This is a genomic window from Ruegeria sp. HKCCD7251, assembly GCF_013031165.1.
Lineage (GTDB): Bacteria > Pseudomonadota > Alphaproteobacteria > Rhodobacterales > Rhodobacteraceae > Ruegeria.
This window is the reverse complement of sequence record NZ_WPZC01000005.1, coordinates 23,012-46,243: the sequence shown is the minus strand read 5'-3', so window position 1 is coordinate 46,243 and position 23,232 is coordinate 23,012. Positions and strand designations below refer to the sequence as shown.

Sequence of the window (23,232 nt, the reverse complement as noted above, 5' to 3'; positions counted from 1 at the left end):
GTCAGCCTCCGAAAAAGCCCGGCAAGGGGCGCATGTAGATGCCAAGAACTTCCTGAACCAGATACCAAACAGCGCCCGTCGCAATGAAGGCAACAGGCAGCATGATGTGCCACTTGCGCTCGCCCAGAATGAATGAGCCAAGGATCAGGAATGCCGACGTCGAAATCAGGAAACCGACAGGACGCAGGCACAGGGCATAGATCACCATCAAAGCCAGCAGCATCAGCGCCTGATCCAGGTGGTATTCGCCCAGACGCCGATAGTCGATATCGGCCTCTTTCACCTCGGACTTTTCAAAGCCCAGCAGGATGATCGTTGTGGTGATGATCCCCAGAATGGACAGCACTTTGGGAAAGGTGCTTGGCCAGATGGGATTTCGTTGCATGAAAGGGGGAAGGCTACTGTCCATCGTGAACCAGGCGGCGTAGCCATATGTTAAACAAACACCCAGCAGAACGAGCGCAATCCAGCGATCCAACGCCATGATGCCCCCTCCTATTTTGTTGTCTTTGGGGAGGCAGAGCGGCGGTCCGCTCTGCCAGTTTTCAGTTAGAGGAAGCCCAGCTTCTTCATCAGATCACCGATCTGCTGTTCCTGCTGCTCAAGGAACGTCTGGAAGTCAGCGCCCGAGTTGTGGATGTTCACCCATCCGTTGCGCGCCCGAACCTCTTCCCATTCAGGAGTGTCGTACATCTTGGCGATTGCGTCTTGATATGCCGCCAGCTTGTCTTCCGGCAGGCCGGGTGCTGCGAAGAAACCGCGCCAGTTGACGAAGGTGGTATCAATACCCTGTTCCATCATGGTCATCGCATCAGGAGCGGCGTCAACGCGTTCTTCCGCGGTTACGCCGATGATCTTGACCTCACCTGCATTTGCCAGATCGACGGCTTCCGAGAAACCGGTCGACAGCGCCGCAATCTCACCGGACAGCAGGGCTGCCATGGCTTTGCCACCTGCGTCATAGGGGATGTATTTCACGGCCAGAGCGTCTTTGCCTGCCGCTTCCATCACCATAGCCGCCACCAGATGGTCCATACCACCCGGAACCGAGCCACCGCCGATTGCCGTCCCTGCGGGGTCAGCGTCAAAGGCAGCCAGCAGATCGTCCATCGAGTTGATGGGGCTGTCCTTGCCCACAACAATCGCCGCATAGTCGCCGATTGTGCCCGAAACCAGAGTCAGGTCGCGGAAGTTATGTGGGAACACGCCGGTCAGCGAACGGATCACGATGGGGGTCGAGTTGACCATCAGCGTGCCGTGATTGCTGTCGGCGTTTTCGATTAGAAAGCCGATGGCCTTGCCGCCGCCGCCACCTGACATGTTTTCGTAGGATGCGGTTCCGACCAGACCTGCGTTCGTCAGCGCTTCGCCCGTGCCACGGGCCGTGCCATCCCAGCCGCCGCCAGCGCCACCGGGAATCAGAAAGTGGATACTGTCTACGACCTGATCTTCGGCCAGCGCCGGACCGATCAGGCCGATAGCGGCCACAGCTGAGATTAGGGCGCGACGGCCCAGTTTGAATGTCGTCATGGTTTCCTCCCGTTTGACAACCGGCCGCATGGCGGCTCAGATTGGACGGAACAAAAACACACCAACCTGACATCAACCTGTCACGCGGCAAAATACTGTTTGGGCCCGATGAAATTTCTGCTTGTCGAAGACAATCTGGATCTCGCGAATGCGGTCAGTTCGCGCATGCGGCTGGACGGCCATGTCATTGACCATGCAGCGAATTTGGAAGACGCTACCGCCTTTGTCGAAACCGAAGAATACGACCTGATTCTGTTGGACATCATGCTGCCGGATGGGGATGGCCGGGACTTTCTGAAACGGCACCGGGCCAGCCGTCTGGACACGCCGGTGATCGTTTTGACTGCGCGCAGTCAGGTTTCGGATCGAATCGGTTCACTTGATCTGGGGGCGGATGACTACGTGACCAAGCCGTTTGATCATGCCGAGCTTGAGGCCCGCTGCCGCGCCGTCCTGCGCCGGAAATCCGGCAGCGCCAAATCCACGATCGAGATCGGCGGTGTCGTGTTTGATCCTGTGGCCGGTCATTTAACCGTGGCCGGGGAAACCCTTTCGCTGCGCAATCGGGAACTGCGCATGATGGAGCTGTTCATCAACGCGCCCGGCCACGTGTTTTCGAAACAGAAACTCGCTGACAGGCTGTTTTCTTATGATGACAGCGTGACGGATAACGCGATTGAGGTTTATGTCGGTCGCCTGCGCAAACATCTTGAGCCTTCGGACTTGAAGATAACCACGCTGCGTGGTCTGGGTTACAGGTTGGACCATGACCACTAATCCCAACGTTTCAGGGTCGCTCAGAAACAGGCTTGTTCTGACCCTGATCGGCGGTGCAGCGGTTCTGGCCGTGTTGTTGTTCTTTGCGGTTCGCAACTATGCCGCACAGGTGGCCCAACAAGGTCAGGACAACATCCTCGAGGCGTCCGTGACGTCCATTCTTGATGCCGCCGCGCTGCGGGATGGGGTGCTGGAGGTGGATATTCCCTATGCCGCGTTCTCGATGCTGACTACCCCAACCGATGATAGGGTGTTTTATGCCATTTATCAGGACGGTGTGTTTCTGTCCGGCTACGAAGATTTACGGCTGGCAGCGGCCCCAGCCCAAAGCGATTGGTCCTTTACATCCGGTGAACTGCGCGGCGAACGCATTCGACAGGTCAGCGCAAGCCGAACGCTTGTGGGGCTGGGCCGGCAGACTGAAATCGAAGTTGTACTTGGTCAGACGCAGGACGCACTTTCACGGACCCTCGACCAGATCTCGCGCAATGCCGCATTTCTGGGGCTGGGGTTCTTTCTTTTGACGGCGGCGCTGTCTTTCTGGATCACGTCGACCACGATCGGACAGCTTAACAAACTGACGACATCCGTCACGCGGCGGGGTCCTCAGGACCTGAGCCCTTTCAAAAAGCCGGTGCCACGGGAAATGGCACCTTTGGTCATGTCTCTGAACTCTCTGATGGGGCGCTTGGATCAATCGCTCAGCCAGTCCGAGGATTTCATCGCTGAGGCCGCACATCGTGTCCGCACCCCTTTGGCAACCGTGCGGTCTTATGCCGAAGCGACGCTGCACCGTGTTGAGCGCAAGGAAAACCGCGAGGCGCTGCGGGCGATGGTGCGGGCAATCGACGAAAGCTCGCGCGCGGCGGGGCAGCTTTTGGATCATGCCATGATTACATTCCGCACGGACCACCTTGTGCGTGAGGATGTGGATTTGGTCGAATTGATCCGTGACCTTGTTCAAAGACTGACACCAATCGCGGAAATGAAGGAGCTGTCTTTGTCCATGACAGGTGATCCTACGGTCCCCTATTCCGGCGATCCGATTCTGATCCAGAACGCGGTGCGAAACATGATCGACAACGCGTTGAAATACGCTCCGTTGGACAGCACGGTCGAGATTGAGATTACCGGAAAGCCCGAAATCAAGGTGAGCGATTCCGGCCCCGGTTTTCTTCCTGAAGAGATTGAGACACTGACCCGCAGGTTCGAACGCGGCAAAAACGCGGCCGGAACAATCGGCTCGGGTCTGGGGCTGACGATCGCTCAGGACGTGGCGATTGCACATGGCGGCACGCTTGTTCTGACAAATCAGCCATCGGGGGGCGCATGCGTTATCTTATCGCTTTAGTTCTGCTTGTCCTGCCTGGACTCGGATGGGCCGACGATTGGGAAGATCAACTGATCTTCAACGAAGGTGCAGACGGTCCGCGCCTGCGCGTCATTTCCAGCACGGACACGGTATTGTTCGCCCCTTTGATTGATGGATTTGTCGCACAGAACCCCAATATCAGTGTCGAATATCTTGTATCGGGAACTGCGGATATCAATCAGCGCGTCCGCGCCACGCCGGATGCCTTTGATATTGTCGTTTCAAGCGCGATGGACCTGCAGTTAAAGTTGGCAAATGACGGGTTTGCCCTGCCACTAAAGGATATCGAGACACCATCGTGGGCCCAATGGCACCAAAGCCTGTTTGCCTTTACGACCGAACCCGCGGCCATCGTGATCAACCGCGCAGCGTTCGAGGGTCAGGACATTCCGCAGACGCGTCAGGGCCTGATCGAGGCGCTGCGCAAACGGCCCGAAGAGTTTCGGGGCAGGATCGGAACCTATGATGTGCGCGACTCGGGTCTTGGCTACCTTTTTGCTACTCAGGACGCACGTGCGTCCGAGACATTTTGGCGCTTGATGGAGGTCATGGGTGGCCTTGATGTGCGCCTGTATTGCTGTTCCGGCGAGATGATCAACGATCTTGCCGATGGTACAATTCTGGTGGCCTACAATGTCCTTGGCAGCTATGCCGCCGTTCGCGCCGAGCGCAAGGATGCCCTTGAGGTGATTTTTCCGACCGATTTCCAAACGATCATGATGCGCACCGCGCTAGTGTCCAGGGCGACTCAGCAACCGGACGCGGCCGAGGCTTTTATCCAGTACCTTGTCGAAGAAAAGCCAGTGGCGCAGGGCAGCCAGTTATCTCTTCCTCCGCTCATGTCTCAGGGTGAGTCAACGGATCATGAGACAATCGGGTTGAATCCGGCCTTGCTGACATTTCTGGATGATTTGAAACGAAAAAAGTTTCTGTCTGCGTGGGAAAATGCGGTCATCCAGTAGGCGCGCCGTTGTAACCATGACGTGCGCATGAATGGTTTGTTTTCCACCTTTCAGCCAATTGTCCCAATCAAATCCGTTTGCTAACGTCGCCCTCGCGTCGAGGAGGGCGCGTAAACCGAAATGCTGGACTATTCGCATAACGCCTGGCTTGTGGCTGCGTCGTTGGCCGTGGCGCTGATGGCGGGCTTCACTGGCCTATACCTTACGCATGGCGCGTCCAAGTTGGATGATCAGAGGCGCAAGATTGTTGTCGCTCTGGCTGCGGTGGTTCTGGGTGGCGGGATTTGGTCGATGCATTTCGTGGCCATGCTGGGCCTGCAACTGCCTATCCTATTCTATTATGATGCGCTGATCACACTGATCTCGGCTTTGGTGGCGATCCTTATGGTCGGTCTGGCGCTGTTGCTGCTGCATTTCAGGCCACGCTCGGAGCAAACGATTGTTGGCGCGGGCGTCATCGTCGGCCTTGGCATCGTGGTGATGCACTATATTGGCATGGCTGGGATGGAGCTGTGCCGCCCGGTCTATAACGCCTGGGATGTTGCGATCTCGACCTTGGCCTCGGTGGGGCTGTCGGTGGTGGCAATCTGGGTAGCTTATGACAACCGCACCCAGCGCAATATCCTGCTTGGTACGGCTTGTTTTGGGCTGGCCGTGTTTTCAATGCATTTCGTAGCCACCGGCCTCACGGATTTTGTTGCCAGTGACAGCGCCGGCGGTGCAGGTCCCGCGCTGAACAATCAGGTTCTGGCGATGGGCGTGACCGTAGCCGTGTTCCTGATCTGCGGTGCCTTCCTGCTGACCGGCGTCAGTTTCCTTGAGCCGGCTGTGGCGGAGCCTGCGCCTGCCCCAACCCCGGAACCCGAGCCTGCGGTGCTTCGGGCGGGGGTTCCGTTTGAACGGGAAGGCCAGACCTTTTTCGCCGAACCCGCCCGTATCGCCGCCATCCGTGCCGAAGGGCATTACACCGTCTTGTACATGGGTGCGGAAAAGCTGTTCTGCCCGTGGTCGATCACCGAAGCAGAATCCCGACTTGCGCCCGACGGCTTTCTGCGCGCCCACCGCAGTTATCTGGTGAACCCCAAACATGTCTCAAGTTTCGAGCGGCACAAGGACAACGGCACCTGTTACTTTGACGATGTTGATGCTTTGACCAAGGTCCCTGTCAGCCGATCGCGACTTTCTGATATTCGCGACGCGCTGGGCCTTTGATCGCAACTCGTGCAGCCCATTCGCATTTCGTGAAACAACCTGCGCGCCCCGTTCCCCTTAACTGGAACGGCTGATGTGACCGTTCTTTCCTTACCCTAGGTCCCCCAAGGCATATCGCTTCGGACCCAGGGAGGAAAAATATGATACCAGCCGGTTTTGAGTATCACCGGCCAGGCGACATCGCCTCGGCCATCGGCATTCTGCAGGAACACGGAGACGAGGCGCGCGTGATCGCGGGCGGACACAGCCTGATCCCGATGATGAAGCTGCGTATGGCAGAGATGGGCCACTTGGTCGACCTTCAGGCCATTGATGAGCTGAAGGGCATCCAGATCGGGTCCGACACCGTCACGTTGGGCGCGATGGTCACGCAGCATGAGCTGATCACCCATGACGATCTTGCCGCCGCTATTCCGCTGATCCGCGAGGCGGCGTTGCAGATCGCCGATCCGCAGGTGCGGTATATGGGCACCGTCGGTGGCAACGTGGCCAATGGCGATCCAGGCAATGACATGCCGGGGTTGATGCAGTGTCTGAACGCGACGTTTGAACTGTCCGGTCCCGATGGCAACCGCAGCGTGGCCGCGCGCGAATTCTATGAGGCCGCGTATTTCACCGCGCGCGAGGATGAGGAAATCCTGACACGTATCTCGATCCCGGTTCCGGGCGCTGGCGTCGGTCAGGCATATGAAAAGCAAAAGCGCAAGATCGGGGATTATGCGACGGCTGCGGCTGCGGTGATGGTGGGCAACGGAACGGCGTCGGTCGCGATGACCAACCTGGCTGACACGCCGATCTGGTCCGAAAGCGCAAGCGCCGCGTTGGCGGACGGTGATGTAAACGGGTGCGTCGCGGCGATGCTGGATGCGATTGAACCTGTGGCTGACAACCGCGGCCCCGTCGAATTCAAGAAACATGTGGCCGCTGTGATGCTGCGCCGCGCCATCGACCGCGCGCAAAACCGCGCGGGTTGAGGAGGGGATAACATGTCAAAAATGCACGTCAAACTCACCGTGAACGGGCGCGAGGTCGAAGGTCTGGCCGAGCCGCGCACGTTGCTGATCCATTTCCTGCGGGAAGATCTGAAAATCACCGGCCCCCATATCGGTTGCGAGACCAGCCATTGCGGCGCTTGCACCGTTGATATCGATGGCAAGTCCGTCAAGTCCTGCACTACCTTTGTGGCGCAGGTGAACGGGTCCGGTATCACTACCGTCGAAGGGCTCACTAACGACGATGGCAGCCTTGGTGTCTTGCAGGAAATGTTCCGCGAACATCATGGTCTGCAATGCGGCTTCTGCACGCCGGGCATGATCACCCGCGCGCATCGCCTGCTTCAGGAAAACCCCAACCCAACCGAAGAAGAAATTCGTTTCGGGATGGCAGGGAACCTGTGCCGCTGCACCGGGTATCAGAACATCGTCAAGGCAATCTCGGCCTCGGCTGACATGCTGAACGCTCAGAAGGAGGCCGCGGAATGAACGACCAAACAATGACCCCCGAAGAACGCGCCGCCAACCTCAAGGGCATGGGCAGCTCGCGCAAACGCGTCGAGGATGTGCGCTTTACCCAAGGCAAGGGCAATTATGTCGATGACATCAAGCTGGATGGAATGCTGTTCGGCGACTTTGTGCGCTCCCCCTACGCACATGCCCGCGTTGTCAGCGTGAACAAAGAGGCCGCCTTGGCTCTGCCCGGTGTGATCGCTGTTCTGACGGCCGAAGATCTGGCCCCGCTGGGCCTGCATTGGATGCCAACGCTGGCCGGTGACAAACAAATGGTTCTGGCCGACGGAAAGGTGCTGTTCCAAGGACAGGAAGTAGTCTTTGTCGTGGCCGAGGATCGCTATATCGCGGCGGATGCTGCGGAACTGGTTGAGGTCGAATACGAAGAACTGCCCGTTCTGACCGACCCATTCGAGGCGCTGAAGTCCGATGTGGTCCTGCGCGAAGACCTTGAGGGTCAGACCGAAGGTGCGCACGGGCCGCGCAAGCACCACAATCATATCTTCACCTGGGAGCAGGGCGACAAAGAGGCGACCGAGGCCATTCTGGCCGAGGCCGACGTAGTCGCTGAAGAGATGGTCTATTACCACCGCACCCATCCTTGCCCGCTGGAGACCTGCGGGTCGGTCGCGAGCATGGACAAGGTAACCGGCAAGCTGACGCTCTACGGTACGTTTCAGGCCCCGCACGCGATCCGGACGGTTGTGTCGCTGATCTCGGGCATTGCCGAGCATAATATCCGCGTCATCAGCCCAGATATTGGCGGTGGCTTTGGTAACAAGGTTGGGGCTTATGCTGGCTATGTCTGCTCGGTCGTGGCCTCAATTGTCACTGGCAAGCCGGTGAAATGGGTCGAGGACCGGATGGAAAACCTGATGTCCACCGCCTTTGCCCGCGACTACTGGATGCAGGGCAAGATCGCCGCCACCAAGGACGGCAAGATCACCGGTCTGTGGTGCCATACGACGGCGGATCACGGTGGCTTTGACGCTTGTGCTGACCCGACTAAATTCCCGGCGGGGTTCATGAACATCTGCACCGGGTCTTATGACATCCCCACCGCGTATCTAGCCGTGGATGGGGTCTATACCAACAAGGCTCCGGGCGGGGTGGCTTACCGCTGTTCCTTCCGTGTGACCGAGGCGGCCTATTTCATCGAACGCATGATTGAGGTTCTGGCGATTAAGCTGAACATGGACGCGGCTGAACTGCGCCGGATCAACTTCATCAAGGCCGATCAGTTCCCATATCAGTCGGCGCTGGGCTGGGAATATGACTCGGGCGATTATCACACCGCTTGGGATAAGGCGCTGAAGGCCGTGGACTATGAAGGTTTGCGTGCGGAACAGGCGCAGCGGGTTGAGGACTTCAAGGCAGGTAAAACCCGCAAGCTGATCGGTATTGGACTGACGCATTTCACCGAGATCGTAGGCGCTGGTCCGGTGAAGAACTGTGATATCCTTGGGCTTGGCATGTTCGACTCGTGCGAAATCCGCATCCACCCGACGGGTTCGGCCATCGCGCGGCTGGGGACGATCTCTCAGGGTCAGGGCCACGCCACGACCTTTGCGCAGATCATTGCCAGTGAGATTGGCCTGCCTGCGGATGACATCACTTTGGAAGAAGGCGACACCGACACCGCACCCTATGGTCTGGGGACTTACGGGTCCCGGTCTACGCCTGTGGCGGGGGCGGCGACCGCCATGGCTGCGCGCAAAATCCGCGCCAAGGCGCAGATGATCGCGGCTTATTTGCTTGAGGTCCATGACGACGACGTTGAGTGGGATGTGGATCGGTTCTCGGTCAAGGGCGCGCCCGAGCGGTTCAAGACGATGAAAGAAATCGCCTTCGCCGCCTATAATCAGGCGATCCCAGGGCTGGAGCCGGGTCTGGAGGCCGTCAGCTACTATGACCCGCCGAACATGACTTACCCGTTCGGGGCCTATATCTGCGTCATGGAGATCGACGTGGACACCGGCGAATGGGACGTTCGGAAGTTCTATGCGCTGGACGATTGCGGCACCCGGATCAACCCGATGATCATCGACGGGCAGGTTCATGGCGGCGTAACCGAGGCGTTGGCTATCGCGATGGGGCAAGAGATTGCCTATGACGAGATGGGTAACGTTAAGACTGGCACGCTGATGGATTTCTTCCTGCCGACCGCGTGGGAGACGCCGAACTATATCACCGACTATACGGTGACGCCGTCTCCGCACCATCCAATCGGTGCAAAAGGCGTCGGAGAAAGTCCGAATGTTGGGGGCGTGCCTTGTTTCTCGAACGCGGTGCATGATGCGTTCCGGCCCTTTGGGTTGGTGCAGAGCCATATGCCGCATGACCATTGGCGGATCTGGAAGATTGCCAATGGGTTAGGGATGCATGGGTGATTGGGTTCGGACCGGCCTGGGCCGGTCCGACCGGACGGAGGGGGCCAGCCCCCTCCGAACCTCCCCCGGGATATTTTTAGCCAGATGAAGAATGGATCCTGGTTTTGACTTTGAGTGATGTGCAGAACGGATTGGCCGCGCAGGGCTATGTTGCTGATGATCGGTTGGCAATGGCGCTGCACTTGGCGCAGGCGTTGGGGCGACCATTATTGCTGGAAGGGCCAGCAGGGGTTGGCAAGACCGAGGTCGCCAAGGCTATGGCCGCATGGCGCGACACGCGTCTTATTCGGTTGCAGTGTTACGAAGGGTTGGACGCCAGTCATGCCATCTATGAATGGAACTATCAGCGTCAGTTATTGGCCATTCGCGCGAGTGAAGCGCAGGGCGGAGCCAGCGAAGCACAATTATTTTCGGACGAGTATCTGCTGAAAAGACCTTTGTTAGAGGCTATTGGGGAAGAAAAACCACCGGTTTTGCTGATTGACGAAATTGACCGGGCGGATGAGGAATTTGAAGCTTATCTTTTGGAAATCCTATCTGATTTTCAGATCACGATTCCGGAATTGGGGACGATTAAGGCGCGGGTTCGGCCAATCGTAATCCTGACGGCAAACGGCACGCGAGACTTGTCGGACGCGTTGCGTCGGAGGTGCCTATACAGCTTCCTGGACTATCCGTCACGCGAGACGGAACTGGCGATTTTGCGGGCCCGGATGCCTGAGATCGAGGGCGCTTTGGCGCGGCAGATCATTGGTGTGGTGCAGGCGCTTCGGAAAGAAGACCTTGAGAAGACGCCTGGCATTGCTGAAATGCTGGATTGGTCTGCGGCTTTGGCCGGATTGGGCGTGAATGATCTGGCCCAGGCGCGTGATGAGGTTCAGGCAACGCTTGTCTGCCTGCTGAAAACTGCCGCTGACTATGATGCGGCCCCGCCCGAGGTGATGGATCGCTTGATTGGAAAGGTTGCGTAATGCAGGTCACGCGGTTTCCTTCCCGTGCTTCTGGATTTGCGGATCGCATGTCCGGCTTTGTGGCGCATCTGAGGATGAATGGGATGCGGGTAGGGCCAAAGGAAACAGCGGGCGCTTTGAACGCGTTGTCTTTGATTGACGCGACGGATGCGGGTCAGGCCCGGCGTGCTTTGTGCGCCGTGCTTGCAGGAGATGCCGAAGATTGGCGTCGGTTTGATGACTTGTTTGACTCGTATTGGTTCAACGCCGGGAAGCAACGGGAAGGGTCGGCCAAGTCTGCTCATGTTCGCGTCCAGTCGGCCAAACCGATGATCTGGCAGCAACAGGACAAGGCGCAGGACGCTGCGCAATCCGGAACAGATCAACCCACCACGCCGGATCCGGATGAGGGAGAGGCAGAGGGTATGGACGGCAGGCTGATCGCGACCCGAACGGCGAATCTGTCGCGTCGGGACTTGCGAGAGTTGATGGATGATGAGGCTCTGAATAAGGCCGAAAGGACCGCAACGTCGCTTGCCCGTGCTATCCGTGACCGCCGGTCGCGCAGGCGCAAGCAGGCGTCGAAGGGGCCGGCGCTGGACCTGAGGCGGATACAGCGCGCCAGTCTTGCACGGGGCGGAGAGCCGATTGACCTGTACCGTCGCACCCGCCCACCGCGTCCGATGCGCATTGTTGTGTTATGCGATGTCAGCGGGTCCATGACTGTCTATTCCCGCGTATTCTTGGCATTTTTAAAGGGATTGATCGGCAGCGGCACGGAGGCGGACGCCTATTTGTTTCACACGCGTCTGATGCGCGTCACCGATGCTCTGCGCGATCGCGATAGCCTGCGTGCGGCGGGGCGGCTTTCGCTGATGGCAGAGGGGTTCGGGGGCGGTACCGATATCTCGGGCAGCTTGGAGCGGTTCGTGTCAGGCTATGGTGCACGCGCGCTGAACGGTCGAACGATCGTGTTGATCCTGTCTGACGGGTATTGCAGTTCGGACCCGCAGGCGCTGGGCGCGGCTCTGGCGCGCATCCGGCGAAAGGCGCGGCGGATCGTCTGGTTGAACCCGTTGAAAGGGTGGGAAAACTACCAACCCATCGCGGCTGCAATGCAGGCGGCCGAGCCCTATCTGGACGCCCACCTCCCAGCCAATACGCTTGAAGCGCTTGCAGCGCTTGAAGCGCAATTCCGGAAATTGTGAAAGGAGCCCCATGGCAAATTTCGACATATTCGACACGATAGAAGAGCTTCGCCGGACAGGCGACGCGTTTTGCGTGGCAACGGTTTTACGAACGGCGGATGCGACCTCGGCCAAGGCGGGCGGCAAGGCGGCGATCACACGGGATGGGCAGATACTGGGCCATTTGGGTGGCGCGTGCGTTCAGCGGGCCGTCAGGACATCGGCGCAGGATGCATTGTCCAGCGGTGCGCCGCAGATGATCCGTATCAAACCTTCGGACAAGGTGGTGAGCATGACGGACCCGGATGGTGTGCAGACATTCAAAAGCGGCTGCCCCTCGGGTGGAACGGTTGATCTGTTGGTGGAGCCTTATCAACATGCGCCACGTTTGGTGATTTTCGGAGGGTCGCCAATTGCGTCCGCTCTTGCCGATCACGCGGCGCTGGCCGGGTTTCGGGTTTGCGTTACGGAAACGGGCGGGGCACATGCACAGTTCGAACCGGATTCTGTCGGCGATCTTGGATTGGAGGCGCGGGATTTTGTTGTTGTGGCGTCTCAGGGGCGCGGTGATGCTGTGGCGCTTGAGGCCGCACTGAACACACCGGCGCGGCGCGTTTCCATGGTGGCCAGCCGTCGCAAAGCGGACACGCTGATCGACAAGCTGGTGGCAAATGGGCTGGATCCGGCGCGTGCAGGTCAACTGAAGTCCCCGGCTGGTTTGGATATTCACGCTATTGATCCGCATGAGATCGCCCTGTCGATCCTGGCCGAAGTTGTGATGTGGCGGAACACGGACAAGACAAGAGAGGTGTCTGAGGATGAAAAGCTTGCTTAAACGCGTGCGGTCCCTGTGGCCGGCACGCGTCGAACAAACCCCCAAACAAGCCACGGAAACCGCACTTTTGGTTTTCCCGAGATGTTGTTGAACAAAGGAAGTATAAATGGAACTGTCTGACGAAATCCGCATCGCGGCCCCACGGGATGTTGTATACAAGGCGTTGAACACGCCCGAGATTCTGCAGGAATGTATTCCCGGTTGCGAAGAACTGATCCAGCATTCCCCCGAGGAGCTTGAGGCCAAAGTTGTCCTGAAAATCGGACCGGTCAAAGCGCGCTTTGCCGGGCAGGTCACGTTGGATAACTCGAATGCGCCAGGTGGATTTTCTTTGACCGGTGAAGGCAAAGGGGGCGCCGCTGGCTTTGCAAAGGGCGGGGCCGAAGTGACATTGACCGAAGACGGGGCCGAAACTGTGCTGGCATATACCGCCAAGGTCGATGTTGGTGGCAAGATCGCCCAGCTTGGCAGCCGGCTGATTGCTGGCACGGCCAAAAAGCTATCAGGCAAGTTCTTCACCAAGTTTGGTGAGGTCGTATCGGAACAGGCCGTTTCCTGACGGAATTGGGTTGGTCGGGTCAATTGCCCGGCCAATTCGGACGCAATTCAGTTGACCGTAGGCGCATTCGGCGCAATCACCGTAGTCATGGGCGTGATGCCTGTGGCAGGAGGCTTTGGTGAAAAACAGCGCGGTGCTGGAACAATTGGAAAACTGGATTGCAGTCCGCCCGAATGACTTGCAGGCGATCCGCCGTCTGGTCACACTTTTGGACATGTCAAATAGCGCGCAGGGTGTTTCCGGTGCATTTGGACGGGCCCAATCCAAGCTTGCATCTACACTGCCCAAAGACTGGCAACAGGCGTTTTTGGATCCGTCGGAATGTGCTCTGGCGTACAAAGGATGGCTAAATGTCCTGAAATCCGTAGGCATCAAACACGCGGTGCCGGTCGCTCAGGTATTTTCAGGTCAGGTCCTGAAGGTTCAGGGCAAAGTTCCTTATTGCGACGCGCGTTTGAAGTTCTTTGCAGAAACCAAGGTAATCCCGGCGTTGTGCCACGGTTGTTACAAGGTGCAGATTTTACCCGAATCGCTGGAAAAGATGATCCAGGCGTATCTGGTGCTGCTGAACCTCGACCTTCCCGGTGACAACACCAGAAAGTGCATGATCGAACTTCGCGACGGGATCAAATACCCGTACAAAGGCTACATCTATTGCAACAGCGCGGATGAGGCCAAAGCCTGTCTTGCCGCATTTGAGGTCAAGTTGGCGGAGTTCGGTGTGTCTGGCCTTCATCAGAAGATCTCTCACGGCTGTTCGGAATACGGGCTTGAGTATCCGGCGTTCAAGTATTCGGAAGACGCAGAGCAGACCGAATTTGAAGCGCCGAAGGATTGGGCCGCAATCGAAGAACAGTACTTAAAGGGCACGAAGTTACCCAAGCCGCAAATCAAAGCCTACACAAAGCCATTTATCAGTTTGCGTGACGTGTTCGTCTTTCGAACCTGGGCAAAATATGCCCAGTTGATCGGGGATGAAACGGTAACCCCCTACATCGCGCAGGGCGGTCCTGATTTACCAGCTCAGTTCGTGAAACGGGTCAAGGCGCAATCGGCGACACGAAACGCCGAACTGACAGAGCTTGCCGCGATGTCTCAAGGGGCGGCAGGCTGATCCAGAAAGGCAATACGGCCGTCTGATATAGTGGGGTTTTCAAATTTCGGGGGATTTGGTGCCCAGGAGAGGACTCGAACCTCCACGTCCATACGGACACTAGCACCTGAAGCTAGCGCGTCTACCAATTCCGCCACCTGGGCAGGTGTCGTGGAGGGGCGTTTAAGCCTACTGGCGGTGGGCGTCAACCAGATTCGGGAAGTTTTTTGAAAGTTTTTTGACGGACGCCCAAGGTCTGTGGAACAGGGCGCGGATATCCTGAATGCGCGGCGTTATTGCGCCTTGTTTGCTTGGGATTTGAGGGGTAGATCGTGTATGACCCATCAGCAGGAGCCCTCGCATGTCCAAACTGGTCACGATTTTTGGCGGATCCGGATTTGTTGGCCGATACGTCGCCCGGCGTATGGCAGGTGAAGGGTGGCGCGTCCGCGTGGCCGTGCGGCGCCCGAACGAGGCCATGTTCGTCAAAACTTATGGTGTTGTGGGGCAAGTCGAGCCCATATTGTGTAATATCCGCGACGACGCCTCGGTTGCGCTGGCGATGCAAGGCGCTGATGCCGTGGTCAACTGCGTGGGTGTGCTGAATGAGCTGGGCAAGAATGAGTTTGACGCAGTGCAGGCCGAAGGCGCCGAGCGCATTGCGCGGCTGGCAGCGCAGCAGGGGATAGCGCAGTTGGTGCATATCTCTGCGATCGGCGCGGATGCGGTATCAGACAGCCAGTATTCGCGGACCAAGGCGCAGGGTGAAGCTGGGGTTCTGGAGCATATGCCGGGCGCGGTCATCCTGCGCCCTTCGGTCATATTCGGGACCGAAGATCAGTTCTTCAACCGCTTTGCCGGTATGACCCGGATAAATCCGTTCCTGCCTTTGGTGGGTGCTGAGACTAAATTCCAACCCGTTTTCGTGGACGACGTGGCCCAAGCCGCCGTGAAAGGTGTTCTGGGACGGGCTCCGGCTGGCGTGTACGAATTGGGTGGACCAGAGGTAAAGACGTTTCGTGCGTTGATGCAGCAGATGCTGGACGTGATTCACCGGCGCCGGGTCATAATTGGAATGCCGTTCTGGGTGGCGCGGATCATGGCCGGAGTGCTGGACATCGTGAAATTCGTGAGCTTCCAGCTTTTCCCCAACAATATCTTGACCCGTGATCAGCTTAAGAACCTGCGGCGCGACAATGTTGTGTCAGAAGGTGCGATGGGATTTGCCGATCTGGCGATTGAGCCATCGACTTTGGAATCGGTGTTGCCCGAATACCTGTGGAAGTTCCGCCCCTCGGGTCAGTATGACGACATTCAAAACTCGGCGAAGAACCTGAAGATCTGATCAGCTATAGGCGATGATCAGCAATGCCGCGCCCAGAATGACCCGGTAGATTACGTAGGGTGTGAAGCTGACGCTTCGCAACAGGCGCATCATCAGGGTCAAGGCCAGCAGCGCCGCAATGAAGGAAAAGAGGGCGGCGATAGCCCCGTCAATGGCCAGTTGCGCATCTGCCTCGCGGATTACGTCGACCGACAGCAAGATCCCCGAGGCCAGAATTGTCGGGATCGACATCAGCATGGCGATCCGGGCACCGTCCTCTCTGGCATAGCCCAGATGCCGCGCGCCCGTGATGGTGATCCCTGACCGCGACGTGCCGGGTATAAGCGCCAATGCTTGCCAAAGGCCCATAATGGCCGCATCCCTGATGCCCCAGTCGCCGGCCTTTTTCGTCTGCGGTCCCTTCTGATCCATCCAGAAAAGTAACAGACCAAATCCCAGCATCGTCCACCCGATTACCGTCATTGAGCGCAGCGATTGGCTGAGGCCCGTCTTGAACAGGATCGCACCGACGATGATTGTGGGAATCGTCGCGATGATAAGGCCCATAGCCAGACGCGCTTCGGCAGAATCGATACGCCCCGTCAGGGCGCGCGGCAGGCCGGAGACCGCCTTCTTGACCTCGGACCAAAAATACAAAACCACAGCACCCAAGGTGCCGACATGGACAGCGACGTCTATGGCGAGACCCTGATCATCTAAACCCGTCAGGCTGGGCAAAAGGATCAGATGACCAGAAGATGAGATCGGCAGGAATTCAGTGATACCCTGAATTATTGCCGTGAGAATCAATTGAAAAAGGCTCATCGAATTGCCCGTGCCACCGTCACGTTTTTATTGTGCTCACTGGGTATAAGTGTGATGCGGAAAAGAAAAGAACACAATTAGGTCCGAATCGGAACTAAAAAGGTGAAGTTTTTTCACTCGGATGACTCCCAGCGGCAAAAATTTTGAAAATAGGTCAGTACAATTGACTTTTCATCCGATCATGTATCTCTTAAAGAAGGTCGACCAAGCCAATTCATGGAGTCTGACCCGTGGCCAAGCAACCGATGCTGAAATTTGTGCAAGTCGATCGCGCCATGCCCGAAAAGCGTGCCGCGGACACGCGCAAGGAAGACTTTGACGAAATCTATGCCGAGTTTGCCTCAGCCAAGGCCGAAGAACAGGCCAGTCGCTGCAGCCAGTGCGGTGTGCCCTATTGCCAGTCGCATTGCCCACTGCACAACAACATCCCTGATTGGCTGCGCCTGACCGCGACGGGCCGTTTGGAAGAGGCGTATCAGACCAGTCAGGCAACCAACACCTTCCCCGAGATCTGTGGCCGGATCTGCCCGCAAGACCGTTTGTGCGAAGGCAATTGCGTGATCGAACAGTCGGGCCACGGTACCGTGACCATTGGCACGATCGAGAAATACATCACCGACACAGCGTGGGACAAAGGCTGGGTCAAGCCTGTTGTACCGGGTGCGGAGCGTAGCGAAAGCGTGGGTATCATCGGCGCGGGTCCGGGCGGACTGGCGGCGGCGGATATGCTGCGGCGTGCAGGTATTCAGGTGACGGTTTATGACCGTTACGACCGTGCAGGTGGCCTGCTGATGTACGGCATTCCCGGCTTTAAGCTGGAAAAAGACATCGTACAGCGCCGCAACAATTTGCTGGCCGACGGTGGCGTAACGTTTGAGCTGAATTGCGACGTCGATGCCGCAAAGTTCGAAGAAATCCGTGGTCAGCACGACGCGGTGATAATCGCAACCGGCGTTTACAAATCGCGCGACCTGTCCATGCCGGGCAGCGGTCTGGGTGGCATCGAAAAAGCCATCGACTTCCTGACTGCCTCAAACCGCAAGAGCTTTGGTGACGATGTCGAAGATTTCGACAATGGCCGCCTGAACGCCGCTGGCAAAAAGGTTGTCGTGATCGGCGGCGGGGATACCGCGATGGATTGCGTTCGCACCTCGATCCGTCAGGGTGCGACCTCGGTCAAATGTCTGTATCGCCGCGACCGCGCTAATATGCCCGGTTCGCAGCGTGAAACCCAAAATGCCGAGGAAGAAGGCGTGGTCTTTGAGTGGCTCAGCGCGCCCAAGGGCTTTGCCGGCGACGACGAAGTCACAGGCGTGATGGTGCAGAAGATGCGCTTGGGCCAGCCCGACGCAACCGGCCGTCAGGCCCCCGAGGTGATCGAAGGCGCGGACTATGTCGAAGACGCCGATTTGGTGATCAAGGCGCTTGGCTTTGAGCCCGAAGACCTGCCCAGCCTGTTCGGCCAGCCCGACCTGCCGGTGACACGCTGGGGTACCGTCAAGGCCGCCTTCCAGACCGGCGAGACCGAAATGGACGGCGTCTATGCCATCGGTGACATCGTGCGCGGGGCCTCTTTGGTCGTGTGGGCGATCCGCGACGGGCGCGATTGTGCCGATGCGATCATCGACCGGTTCAACGCCAAGGCTGCAGTCGCAGCCGAATAGACCCAGCGATCAGGAGCCTCGAAATGCCCGAGTTGCAAGGCCAATGCATGTGTGGCGCGGTCACGGTGACCGCTACGCCCGCGCGCGATGCGCTGGGCGCGTGCCATTGCGACCAATGCCGACGCTGGACAAGTTCGATGCTGGTTACTTTTCAGGCCGAAGAAGGCTACGCCGCGCTTGGGCCGGTCAAGACCTTCACCTCGTCCGATTGGGCCGAGCGCGCCTTCTGCGCCGACTGCGGCTCGGCACTGTGGTACCGGATCACGCTTCCCGGTGAGATGCACGGACACACGCAAATCGCCGCAGGCCTGTTCCCAGATACCGGCCACACGCTGAAACTGGAACTTTATTTCGACAAAAAGCCCGAAGGGTACGCGTTCGCAGGTGAACGCCAGCAAATGACCAAAGCCGAGGTCGAGGCCATGTACGCCCCCTCGGAAGAAGGAGACAGCCAATGACCAAATACGATGCCGATTGGGTGCGCGCCGAAGAAGCCAAACGTCAGTGGATGGCCGAAAACGGTCTCTATTCCGAGGAGGAAGAACATTCATCCTGCGGCGTAGGCCTTGTCGTGTCTGTCGACGGTAAGCCGTCGCGTAAGGTTGTTGATGCAGGTATTGATGCGCTCAAGGCGATCTGGCACCGCGGCGCGGTGGACGCGGATGGCAAGACAGGCGACGGCGCGGGTATACATGTGCAGATACCCGTTCCGTTCTTCTATGACCAAATCCGCCGCACCGGGCACGAACCCAATCTGGATGAGCTGATCGCCGTGGGTCAGGTCTTCCTGCCCCGCACCGATTTTGGCGCGCAGGAAAGCTGTCGGACCATCGTGGAAACCGAAGTGCTGCGCATGGGCTATTACATCTATGGCTGGCGCCACGTGCCGGTTGATGTGACCTGTCTGGGAGAAAAAGCAAACGCGACCCGGCCCGAGATCGAGCAAATTCTGATCTCGAACTCCAAAGGCGTGGATGAAGAGACTTTTGAGCGTGAGCTGTACGTAATCCGCCGCCGGATCGAAAAGGCCGCCGCAGCTTCGGGCATCTCTGACCTTTACTTGGCGTCGCTTAGCTGTCGTTCGATCATCTACAAGGGCATGATGCTGGCCGAGCAGGTTGCGGTCTTCTACCCCGACCTGATGGACGAACGGTTTGAATCGGCTTTTGCGATATATCACCAGCGTTATTCGACCAACACCTTCCCGCAATGGTGGCTGGCCCAACCCTTCCGTATGTTGGCCCATAATGGCGAGATCAACACGCTGAAGGGCAACGTCAACTGGATGAAAAGCCACGAGATCCGCATGGCCTCGGGCACCTTTGGTGACTATGCCGAGGATATCAAACCGATCATCGCTGGTGGGTCGTCGGATTCGGCTGCATTAGACTCGGTTTTCGAGGTTCTGGTGCGCGCGGGCCGCTCGGCCCCGATGGCGAAAACCATGTTGGTGCCGGAAAGCTGGTCCAAGCAAGCGGTCGAGCTGCCTCAGGCCTGGCGCGACATGTATTCCTACTGCAACTCGGTGATGGAACCGTGGGACGGCCCCGCCGCGCTGGCGATGACCGACGGCCGCTGGGTCTGTGCCGGTCTGGACCGGAACGGGTTGCGCCCGATGCGTTATGTGGTGACCGGTGACGGTCTGGTGATCGCAGGGTCCGAGGCCGGAATGGTGCCGATTGATGAGGCCAGCGTTACCGAAAAAGGCGCGCTGGGTCCGGGGCAAATGCTGGCCGTGGATATGAAAAAGGGCAAGCTGTTCCGCGACACTCAAATCAAGGACAAGCTGGCCCGTGCGCTGCCATTTGGCGAGTGGGTCGGCAAAATCAACGATCTGGATGAAACGCTGTCGGACGTGACCGAAAGCGCGAAGTTCAGCGGCGAAGAACTGCGCATGCGCCAAATTGCTGCCGGTTATTCGGTTGAAGAACTGGAACAAATCCTTGCGCCCATGGCCGAGGATGGCAAGGAATCCATCGCCTCGATGGGCGACGACACTCCGTCTGCGGTTCTGTCCAAGCAATATCGCCCACTCAGCCATTTCTTCCGTCAGAACTTTAGCCAGGTGACGAACCCACCCATCGACAGCTTGCGCGAATACCGGGTGATGTCGCTGAAAACTCGGTTCGGAAACCTGAAAAACGTGCTGGACGAAGACAGCAGCCAAACCGAGATCATCACTCTGGGCAGCCCCTTTGTGGGCAACGCCCAGTGGGACAAGCTGGCAGAAAGCTTTGGTTCGCCGCTGGCCGAGATCGACTGTAGCTTTGAACCAGGTCGGGGCGCACTGAATGCCGCTTTGGCCCGCATCAGAGCCGAAGCAGAAGAGGCCGTGCGCTCAGGCGCGGGGCATCTGGTGTTGTCCGACATGAACTCGGGCGAGGGTCGCGTGGCGATGCCGATGATCCTGGCGACAAGTGCCGTGCATTCGCATCTGACCCGTCAGGGGCTGCGGACCTTCTGTTCGTTGAACGTGCGCTCGGCCGAATGTGTCGATCCGCATTACTTTGCCGTACTGATCGGTTGCGGCGCGACCGTTGTGAACGCTTATCTGGCTGAAGATTCACTGGCCGACCGCATTGATCGCGGCCTGCTGGACGGCACGCTGACTGAAAACGTTGCGCGCTATCGCGAGGCGATTGATCAGGGTCTGCTGAAGATCATGGCCAAGATGGGGATTTCGGTGATTTCGTCCTATCGCGGCGGCCTGAACTTTGAGGCCGTGGGCCTGAGTCGTGCCATGGTGGCCGAGTATTTCCCGGGCATGACCAGCCGGATTTCCGGCATCGGTGTCACGGGCATTCAGGCCAAGGCCGAGGAAATCCACGCCAAAGGCTGGGACAGCGGACTGGACGTTCTGCCCATCGGTGGTTTCTACAAATCACGCAAATCGGGAGAAACCCACGCGTGGGAAGCGACCTCGATGCATATGATGCAGATGGCGTGTAACCGGGCATCCTATGAGCTGTGGAAGCAGTATTCCGCCAAGATGCAATCGAACCCTCCGATCCACCTACGCGATCTGATGGACTTCAAGCCGCTGGGCAAGCCGGTGCCGATTGAAGAGGTCGAATCGATCACGTCGATCCGCAAGCGTTTTGTCACGCCGGGCATGTCGCTGGGCGCGCTGTCGCCAGAGGCGCACAAGACGCTGAACGTGGCGATGAACCGGATCGGTGCGAAATCTGACTCGGGTGAAGGCGGCGAAGATCCGGCACATTTCGTGCCAGAGCCGAATGGCGACAACCCGTCGGCCAAGATCAAACAGGTGGCTTCGGGCCGCTTTGGCGTGACCGCCGAATACCTGAACCAGTGTGAAGAGCTTGAGATCAAGGTCGCCCAGGGTGCGAAACCGGGTGAAGGTGGTCAGTTGCCGGGTATGAAAGTGACCGACCTGATCGCGCGTCTGCGTCACTCGACCAAGGGCGTGACCCTAATCTCGCCGCCGCCGCACCACGACATCTACTCGATCGAGGATCTGGCGCAGCTGATCTATGACCTGAAACAGATCAACCCGCGCTGTAAGGTGACGGTGAAACTGGTGGCGTCCTCGGGCGTGGGCACGATTGCCGCCGGTGTGGCCAAGGCCAAAGCGGATATTATCCTTATTTCGGGTCACAACGGCGGCACGGGCGCCTCGCCCGCGACCAGCATCAAATATGCCGGTCTGCCGTGGGAAATGGGCCTGACCGAGGCGCATCAGGTTCTGGCAATGAACAACCTGCGCGACCGCGTGACCCTGCGGACCGACGGTGGTTTGCGCACCGGGCGCGATATTGTGATGGCCGCGATGATGGGGGCCGAGGAATACGGCATCGGCACCGCTGCCCTGATCGCGATGGGCTGTATTATGGTGCGCCAGTGCCAGTCGAACACCTGCCCGGTTGGTGTGTGTACGCAGGACGAATCCCTGCGTGCCAAGTTCACCGGCAACGCGGACAAAGTTGTCAATCTGATCACCTTCTATGCGCAAGAAGTACGCGAGCTGCTGGCCAGTCTTGGCGCGCGCTCGATTGATGAGATCATCGGTCGCGCCGATCTGCTGGCGCAGGTCAGCCGGGGTTCGGCGCATCTGGACGATCTGGACCTGAATCCGCTGCTGATCACCGTCGATGGCGCGCAGGACATCGTCTATAACCGTGGTAAGGATCGCAACGCAGTGCCCGATACGCTGGACGCTGAAATCGTGCGCGATGCGGCGCGGTTCCTGAAAGACGGTGAGAAGATGCAGCTGTCTTACGCGGTGCAGAACACGCACCGCACAGTGGGCACACGGGTTTCCAGCCATATCGTTCAGAATTTCGGGATGCGAAACACATTCCAGGACGACCACCTGCATGTGAAACTGCAGGGGTCTGCCGGTCAGTCGCTGGGGGCCTTTGCTGCTCCGGGGCTTAAGTTGGAAGTGTCGGGTGACGCCAACGACTATGTGGGTAAGGGTCTGTCGGGCGGCATGATCGTTGTGCGTCCGCCGCAGGTCAGCCCGCTGAAGGCAGATGACAACACCATTATCGGCAACACGGTTCTGTACGGCGCCACCGACGGACACCTGTTTGCAGCAGGCCGCGCAGGCGAGCGTTTCGCGGTCCGCAACTCGGGTGCCAAAGTGGTGATCGAAGGCTGTGGCTCGAACGGATGTGAATACATGACCGGCGGAGTGGCGGTGATTCTGGGCAGCATCGGTGCTAACTTTGGTGCGGGCATGACCGGTGGCATGGCCTATCTGTACGACCCCGACGGTAAGGCGCAGGCGCTGATGAACATGGAAACGCTGGTGACATGCCCGGTCACGGTGGATCATTGGGAAGACCAGCTCAAAACGCTGATCGAAACCCATCAGGCAGAAACCTTCAGCCGCAAGGCCGCCGATATTCTGCAGCATTGGGATGTGGAAAAGGCCAACTTCCTGCAGGTCTGCCCCAAAGAGATGCTGAACAACCTCAGCTATCCTCTGACCCACGAGGCGGAAGCGGTTCCGGCGGAATAATTCGCAAGCATAGACAAACGAAGCCCGCGCGCCCTGTCGGCGTGCGGGTTTTCTTATGCT

Annotated in this window: 19 protein-coding genes and 1 tRNA gene; 16 read left to right on the top strand and 4 right to left on the bottom strand. The window is 58.4% G+C overall.

From position 1 onward, the window contains the following. Position 1: 1 nt before the first annotated feature. Entirely contained in the window at positions 2–484 is a 483-nt protein-coding gene (locus tag GOX75_RS13705; RefSeq protein ID WP_171123684.1) for a tripartite tricarboxylate transporter TctB family protein, read from the bottom strand. 65 nt (positions 485–549) lie between these two features. After that, a complete protein-coding gene (locus GOX75_RS13700) occupies positions 550–1,530 on the bottom strand; it encodes a tripartite tricarboxylate transporter substrate binding protein (RefSeq protein WP_171123998.1) in 981 nt (326 codons plus the stop codon). Positions 1,531–1,638: 108 nt separating this feature from the next. Here GOX75_RS13700 and GOX75_RS13695 point away from each other — a divergent pair, with 108 nt between their 5' ends. From GOX75_RS13695 to GOX75_RS13640, 12 genes are all read left to right on the top strand, one after another. Then, the gene (locus GOX75_RS13695; RefSeq protein ID WP_171123996.1) at positions 1,639–2,307 is read left to right on the top strand and encodes a response regulator transcription factor; all 669 of its coding nucleotides are present in this window, start codon (positions 1,639–1,641) and stop codon (positions 2,305–2,307) included. After that, the gene (locus tag GOX75_RS13690) at positions 2,297–3,658 is read left to right on the top strand and encodes a sensor histidine kinase (protein ID WP_171123678.1); all 1,362 of its coding nucleotides are present in this window, start codon (positions 2,297–2,299) and stop codon (positions 3,656–3,658) included. Before GOX75_RS13695 ends, GOX75_RS13690 begins: the two co-directional genes overlap by 11 nt. Then, positions 3,637–4,641 (top strand): ABC transporter substrate-binding protein, encoded by a 1,005-nt coding sequence (locus GOX75_RS13685; RefSeq protein ID WP_171123994.1) that lies wholly within the window; start codon positions 3,637–3,639, stop codon positions 4,639–4,641. Before GOX75_RS13690 ends, GOX75_RS13685 begins: the two co-directional genes overlap by 22 nt. A 120-nt stretch (positions 4,642–4,761) precedes the next feature. After that, complete coding sequence (locus tag GOX75_RS13680; RefSeq protein ID WP_171123992.1) at positions 4,762–5,853, top strand: MHYT domain-containing protein; 1,092 nt, start codon at positions 4,762–4,764, stop codon at positions 5,851–5,853. Between the two features lie 140 nt (positions 5,854–5,993). Continuing rightward, positions 5,994–6,827 (top strand): xanthine dehydrogenase family protein subunit M, encoded by an 834-nt coding sequence (locus GOX75_RS13675; RefSeq protein ID WP_171123990.1) that lies wholly within the window; start codon positions 5,994–5,996, stop codon positions 6,825–6,827. 12 nt (positions 6,828–6,839) lie between these two features. Further along, on the top strand, positions 6,840–7,334 hold the full coding sequence (locus GOX75_RS13670; protein WP_171123988.1) for a (2Fe-2S)-binding protein: 495 nt from the start codon (positions 6,840–6,842) through the stop codon (positions 7,332–7,334). Then, positions 7,331–9,748, top strand: coding sequence for an aerobic carbon-monoxide dehydrogenase large subunit (locus tag GOX75_RS13665; protein ID WP_171123986.1), 2,418 nt, complete (start codon positions 7,331–7,333; stop codon positions 9,746–9,748). The genes GOX75_RS13670 and GOX75_RS13665 overlap by 4 nt, the downstream gene beginning before the upstream one ends. Positions 9,749–9,918: 170 nt before the next feature. After that, a complete protein-coding gene (locus GOX75_RS13660) occupies positions 9,919–10,719 on the top strand; it encodes an AAA family ATPase (RefSeq protein ID WP_371808183.1) in 801 nt (266 codons plus the stop codon). Beyond that, the gene (locus GOX75_RS13655; RefSeq protein ID WP_171123983.1) at positions 10,719–11,906 is read left to right on the top strand and encodes a VWA domain-containing protein; all 1,188 of its coding nucleotides are present in this window, start codon (positions 10,719–10,721) and stop codon (positions 11,904–11,906) included. The genes GOX75_RS13660 and GOX75_RS13655 overlap by 1 nt, the downstream gene beginning before the upstream one ends. Before the next feature lie 10 nt (positions 11,907–11,916). After that, positions 11,917–12,720 (top strand): XdhC family protein, encoded by an 804-nt coding sequence (locus tag GOX75_RS13650; protein WP_171123981.1) that lies wholly within the window; start codon positions 11,917–11,919, stop codon positions 12,718–12,720. A 106-nt stretch (positions 12,721–12,826) separates the two neighbouring features. Further along, positions 12,827–13,279 carry a CoxG family protein gene (locus GOX75_RS13645; protein ID WP_171123979.1) on the top strand — a complete coding sequence of 151 codons (453 nt, stop codon included), beginning with the start codon at positions 12,827–12,829 and terminating at the stop codon, positions 13,277–13,279. 118 nt (positions 13,280–13,397) lie between these two features. Beyond that, positions 13,398–14,393 carry a hypothetical protein gene (locus GOX75_RS13640; RefSeq protein WP_171123977.1) on the top strand — a complete coding sequence of 332 codons (996 nt, stop codon included), beginning with the start codon at positions 13,398–13,400 and terminating at the stop codon, positions 14,391–14,393. A 56-nt stretch (positions 14,394–14,449) separates the two neighbouring features. Here GOX75_RS13640 and GOX75_RS13635 read toward each other — a convergent pair. Then, positions 14,450–14,536: transfer RNA gene (locus GOX75_RS13635), tRNA-Leu, on the bottom strand. A 197-nt stretch (positions 14,537–14,733) separates the two neighbouring features. On the opposite strand from GOX75_RS13635, the gene GOX75_RS13630 reads away from it, so the two are divergent. Then, positions 14,734–15,717, top strand: coding sequence for a complex I NDUFA9 subunit family protein (locus GOX75_RS13630; RefSeq protein ID WP_171123976.1), 984 nt, complete (start codon positions 14,734–14,736; stop codon positions 15,715–15,717). Here the strand turns inward: GOX75_RS13630 and GOX75_RS13625 are convergent, their stop codons facing one another. Further along, positions 15,718–16,521 carry an undecaprenyl-diphosphate phosphatase gene (locus GOX75_RS13625; protein WP_171123974.1) on the bottom strand — a complete coding sequence of 268 codons (804 nt, stop codon included), beginning with the start codon at positions 16,519–16,521 and terminating at the stop codon, positions 15,718–15,720. 230 nt (positions 16,522–16,751) lie between these two features. Here GOX75_RS13625 and GOX75_RS13620 point away from each other — a divergent pair, with 230 nt between their 5' ends. From GOX75_RS13620 to gltB, 3 genes are read left to right on the top strand one after another with little or no spacing between them, the layout of a single operon-like run. Beyond that, positions 16,752–18,185: an FAD-dependent oxidoreductase gene (locus GOX75_RS13620; protein WP_171123972.1), complete on the top strand. Its 1,434-nt coding sequence runs from the start codon at positions 16,752–16,754 to the stop codon at positions 18,183–18,185. 23 nt (positions 18,186–18,208) lie between these two features. Next, positions 18,209–18,643 (top strand): GFA family protein, encoded by a 435-nt coding sequence (locus tag GOX75_RS13615; RefSeq protein ID WP_170786066.1) that lies wholly within the window; start codon positions 18,209–18,211, stop codon positions 18,641–18,643. After that, on the top strand, positions 18,640–23,172 hold the full coding sequence (gltB, locus tag GOX75_RS13610) for a glutamate synthase large subunit (protein WP_171123970.1): 4,533 nt from the start codon (positions 18,640–18,642) through the stop codon (positions 23,170–23,172). Before GOX75_RS13615 ends, gltB begins: the two co-directional genes overlap by 4 nt. The last annotated feature ends 60 nt before the right edge of the window (positions 23,173–23,232 follow it).

Coding starts and splice junctions, on each gene's coding strand:
- GOX75_RS13705 (WP_171123684.1), bottom strand. CDS start 484: ATGGCGTTGGATCGCTGGATTGCGCTCGTTCTGCTGGGTGTTTGTTTA.
- GOX75_RS13700 (WP_171123998.1), bottom strand. CDS start 1,530: ATGACGACATTCAAACTGGGCCGTCGCGCCCTAATCTCAGCTGTGGCC.
- GOX75_RS13695 (WP_171123996.1), top strand. CDS start 1,639: ATGAAATTTCTGCTTGTCGAAGACAATCTGGATCTCGCGAATGCGGTC.
- GOX75_RS13690 (WP_171123678.1), top strand. CDS start 2,297: ATGACCACTAATCCCAACGTTTCAGGGTCGCTCAGAAACAGGCTTGTT.
- GOX75_RS13685 (WP_171123994.1), top strand. CDS start 3,637: ATGCGTTATCTTATCGCTTTAGTTCTGCTTGTCCTGCCTGGACTCGGA.
- GOX75_RS13680 (WP_171123992.1), top strand. CDS start 4,762: ATGCTGGACTATTCGCATAACGCCTGGCTTGTGGCTGCGTCGTTGGCC.
- GOX75_RS13675 (WP_171123990.1), top strand. CDS start 5,994: ATGATACCAGCCGGTTTTGAGTATCACCGGCCAGGCGACATCGCCTCG.
- GOX75_RS13670 (WP_171123988.1), top strand. CDS start 6,840: ATGTCAAAAATGCACGTCAAACTCACCGTGAACGGGCGCGAGGTCGAA.
- GOX75_RS13665 (WP_171123986.1), top strand. CDS start 7,331: ATGAACGACCAAACAATGACCCCCGAAGAACGCGCCGCCAACCTCAAG.
- GOX75_RS13660 (WP_371808183.1), top strand. CDS start 9,919: ATGGCGCTGCACTTGGCGCAGGCGTTGGGGCGACCATTATTGCTGGAA.
- GOX75_RS13655 (WP_171123983.1), top strand. CDS start 10,719: ATGCAGGTCACGCGGTTTCCTTCCCGTGCTTCTGGATTTGCGGATCGC.
- GOX75_RS13650 (WP_171123981.1), top strand. CDS start 11,917: ATGGCAAATTTCGACATATTCGACACGATAGAAGAGCTTCGCCGGACA.
- GOX75_RS13645 (WP_171123979.1), top strand. CDS start 12,827: ATGGAACTGTCTGACGAAATCCGCATCGCGGCCCCACGGGATGTTGTA.
- GOX75_RS13630 (WP_171123976.1), top strand. CDS start 14,734: ATGTCCAAACTGGTCACGATTTTTGGCGGATCCGGATTTGTTGGCCGA.
- GOX75_RS13625 (WP_171123974.1), bottom strand. CDS start 16,521: ATGAGCCTTTTTCAATTGATTCTCACGGCAATAATTCAGGGTATCACT.
- GOX75_RS13615 (WP_170786066.1), top strand. CDS start 18,209: ATGCCCGAGTTGCAAGGCCAATGCATGTGTGGCGCGGTCACGGTGACC.
- gltB (WP_171123970.1), top strand. CDS start 18,640: ATGACCAAATACGATGCCGATTGGGTGCGCGCCGAAGAAGCCAAACGT.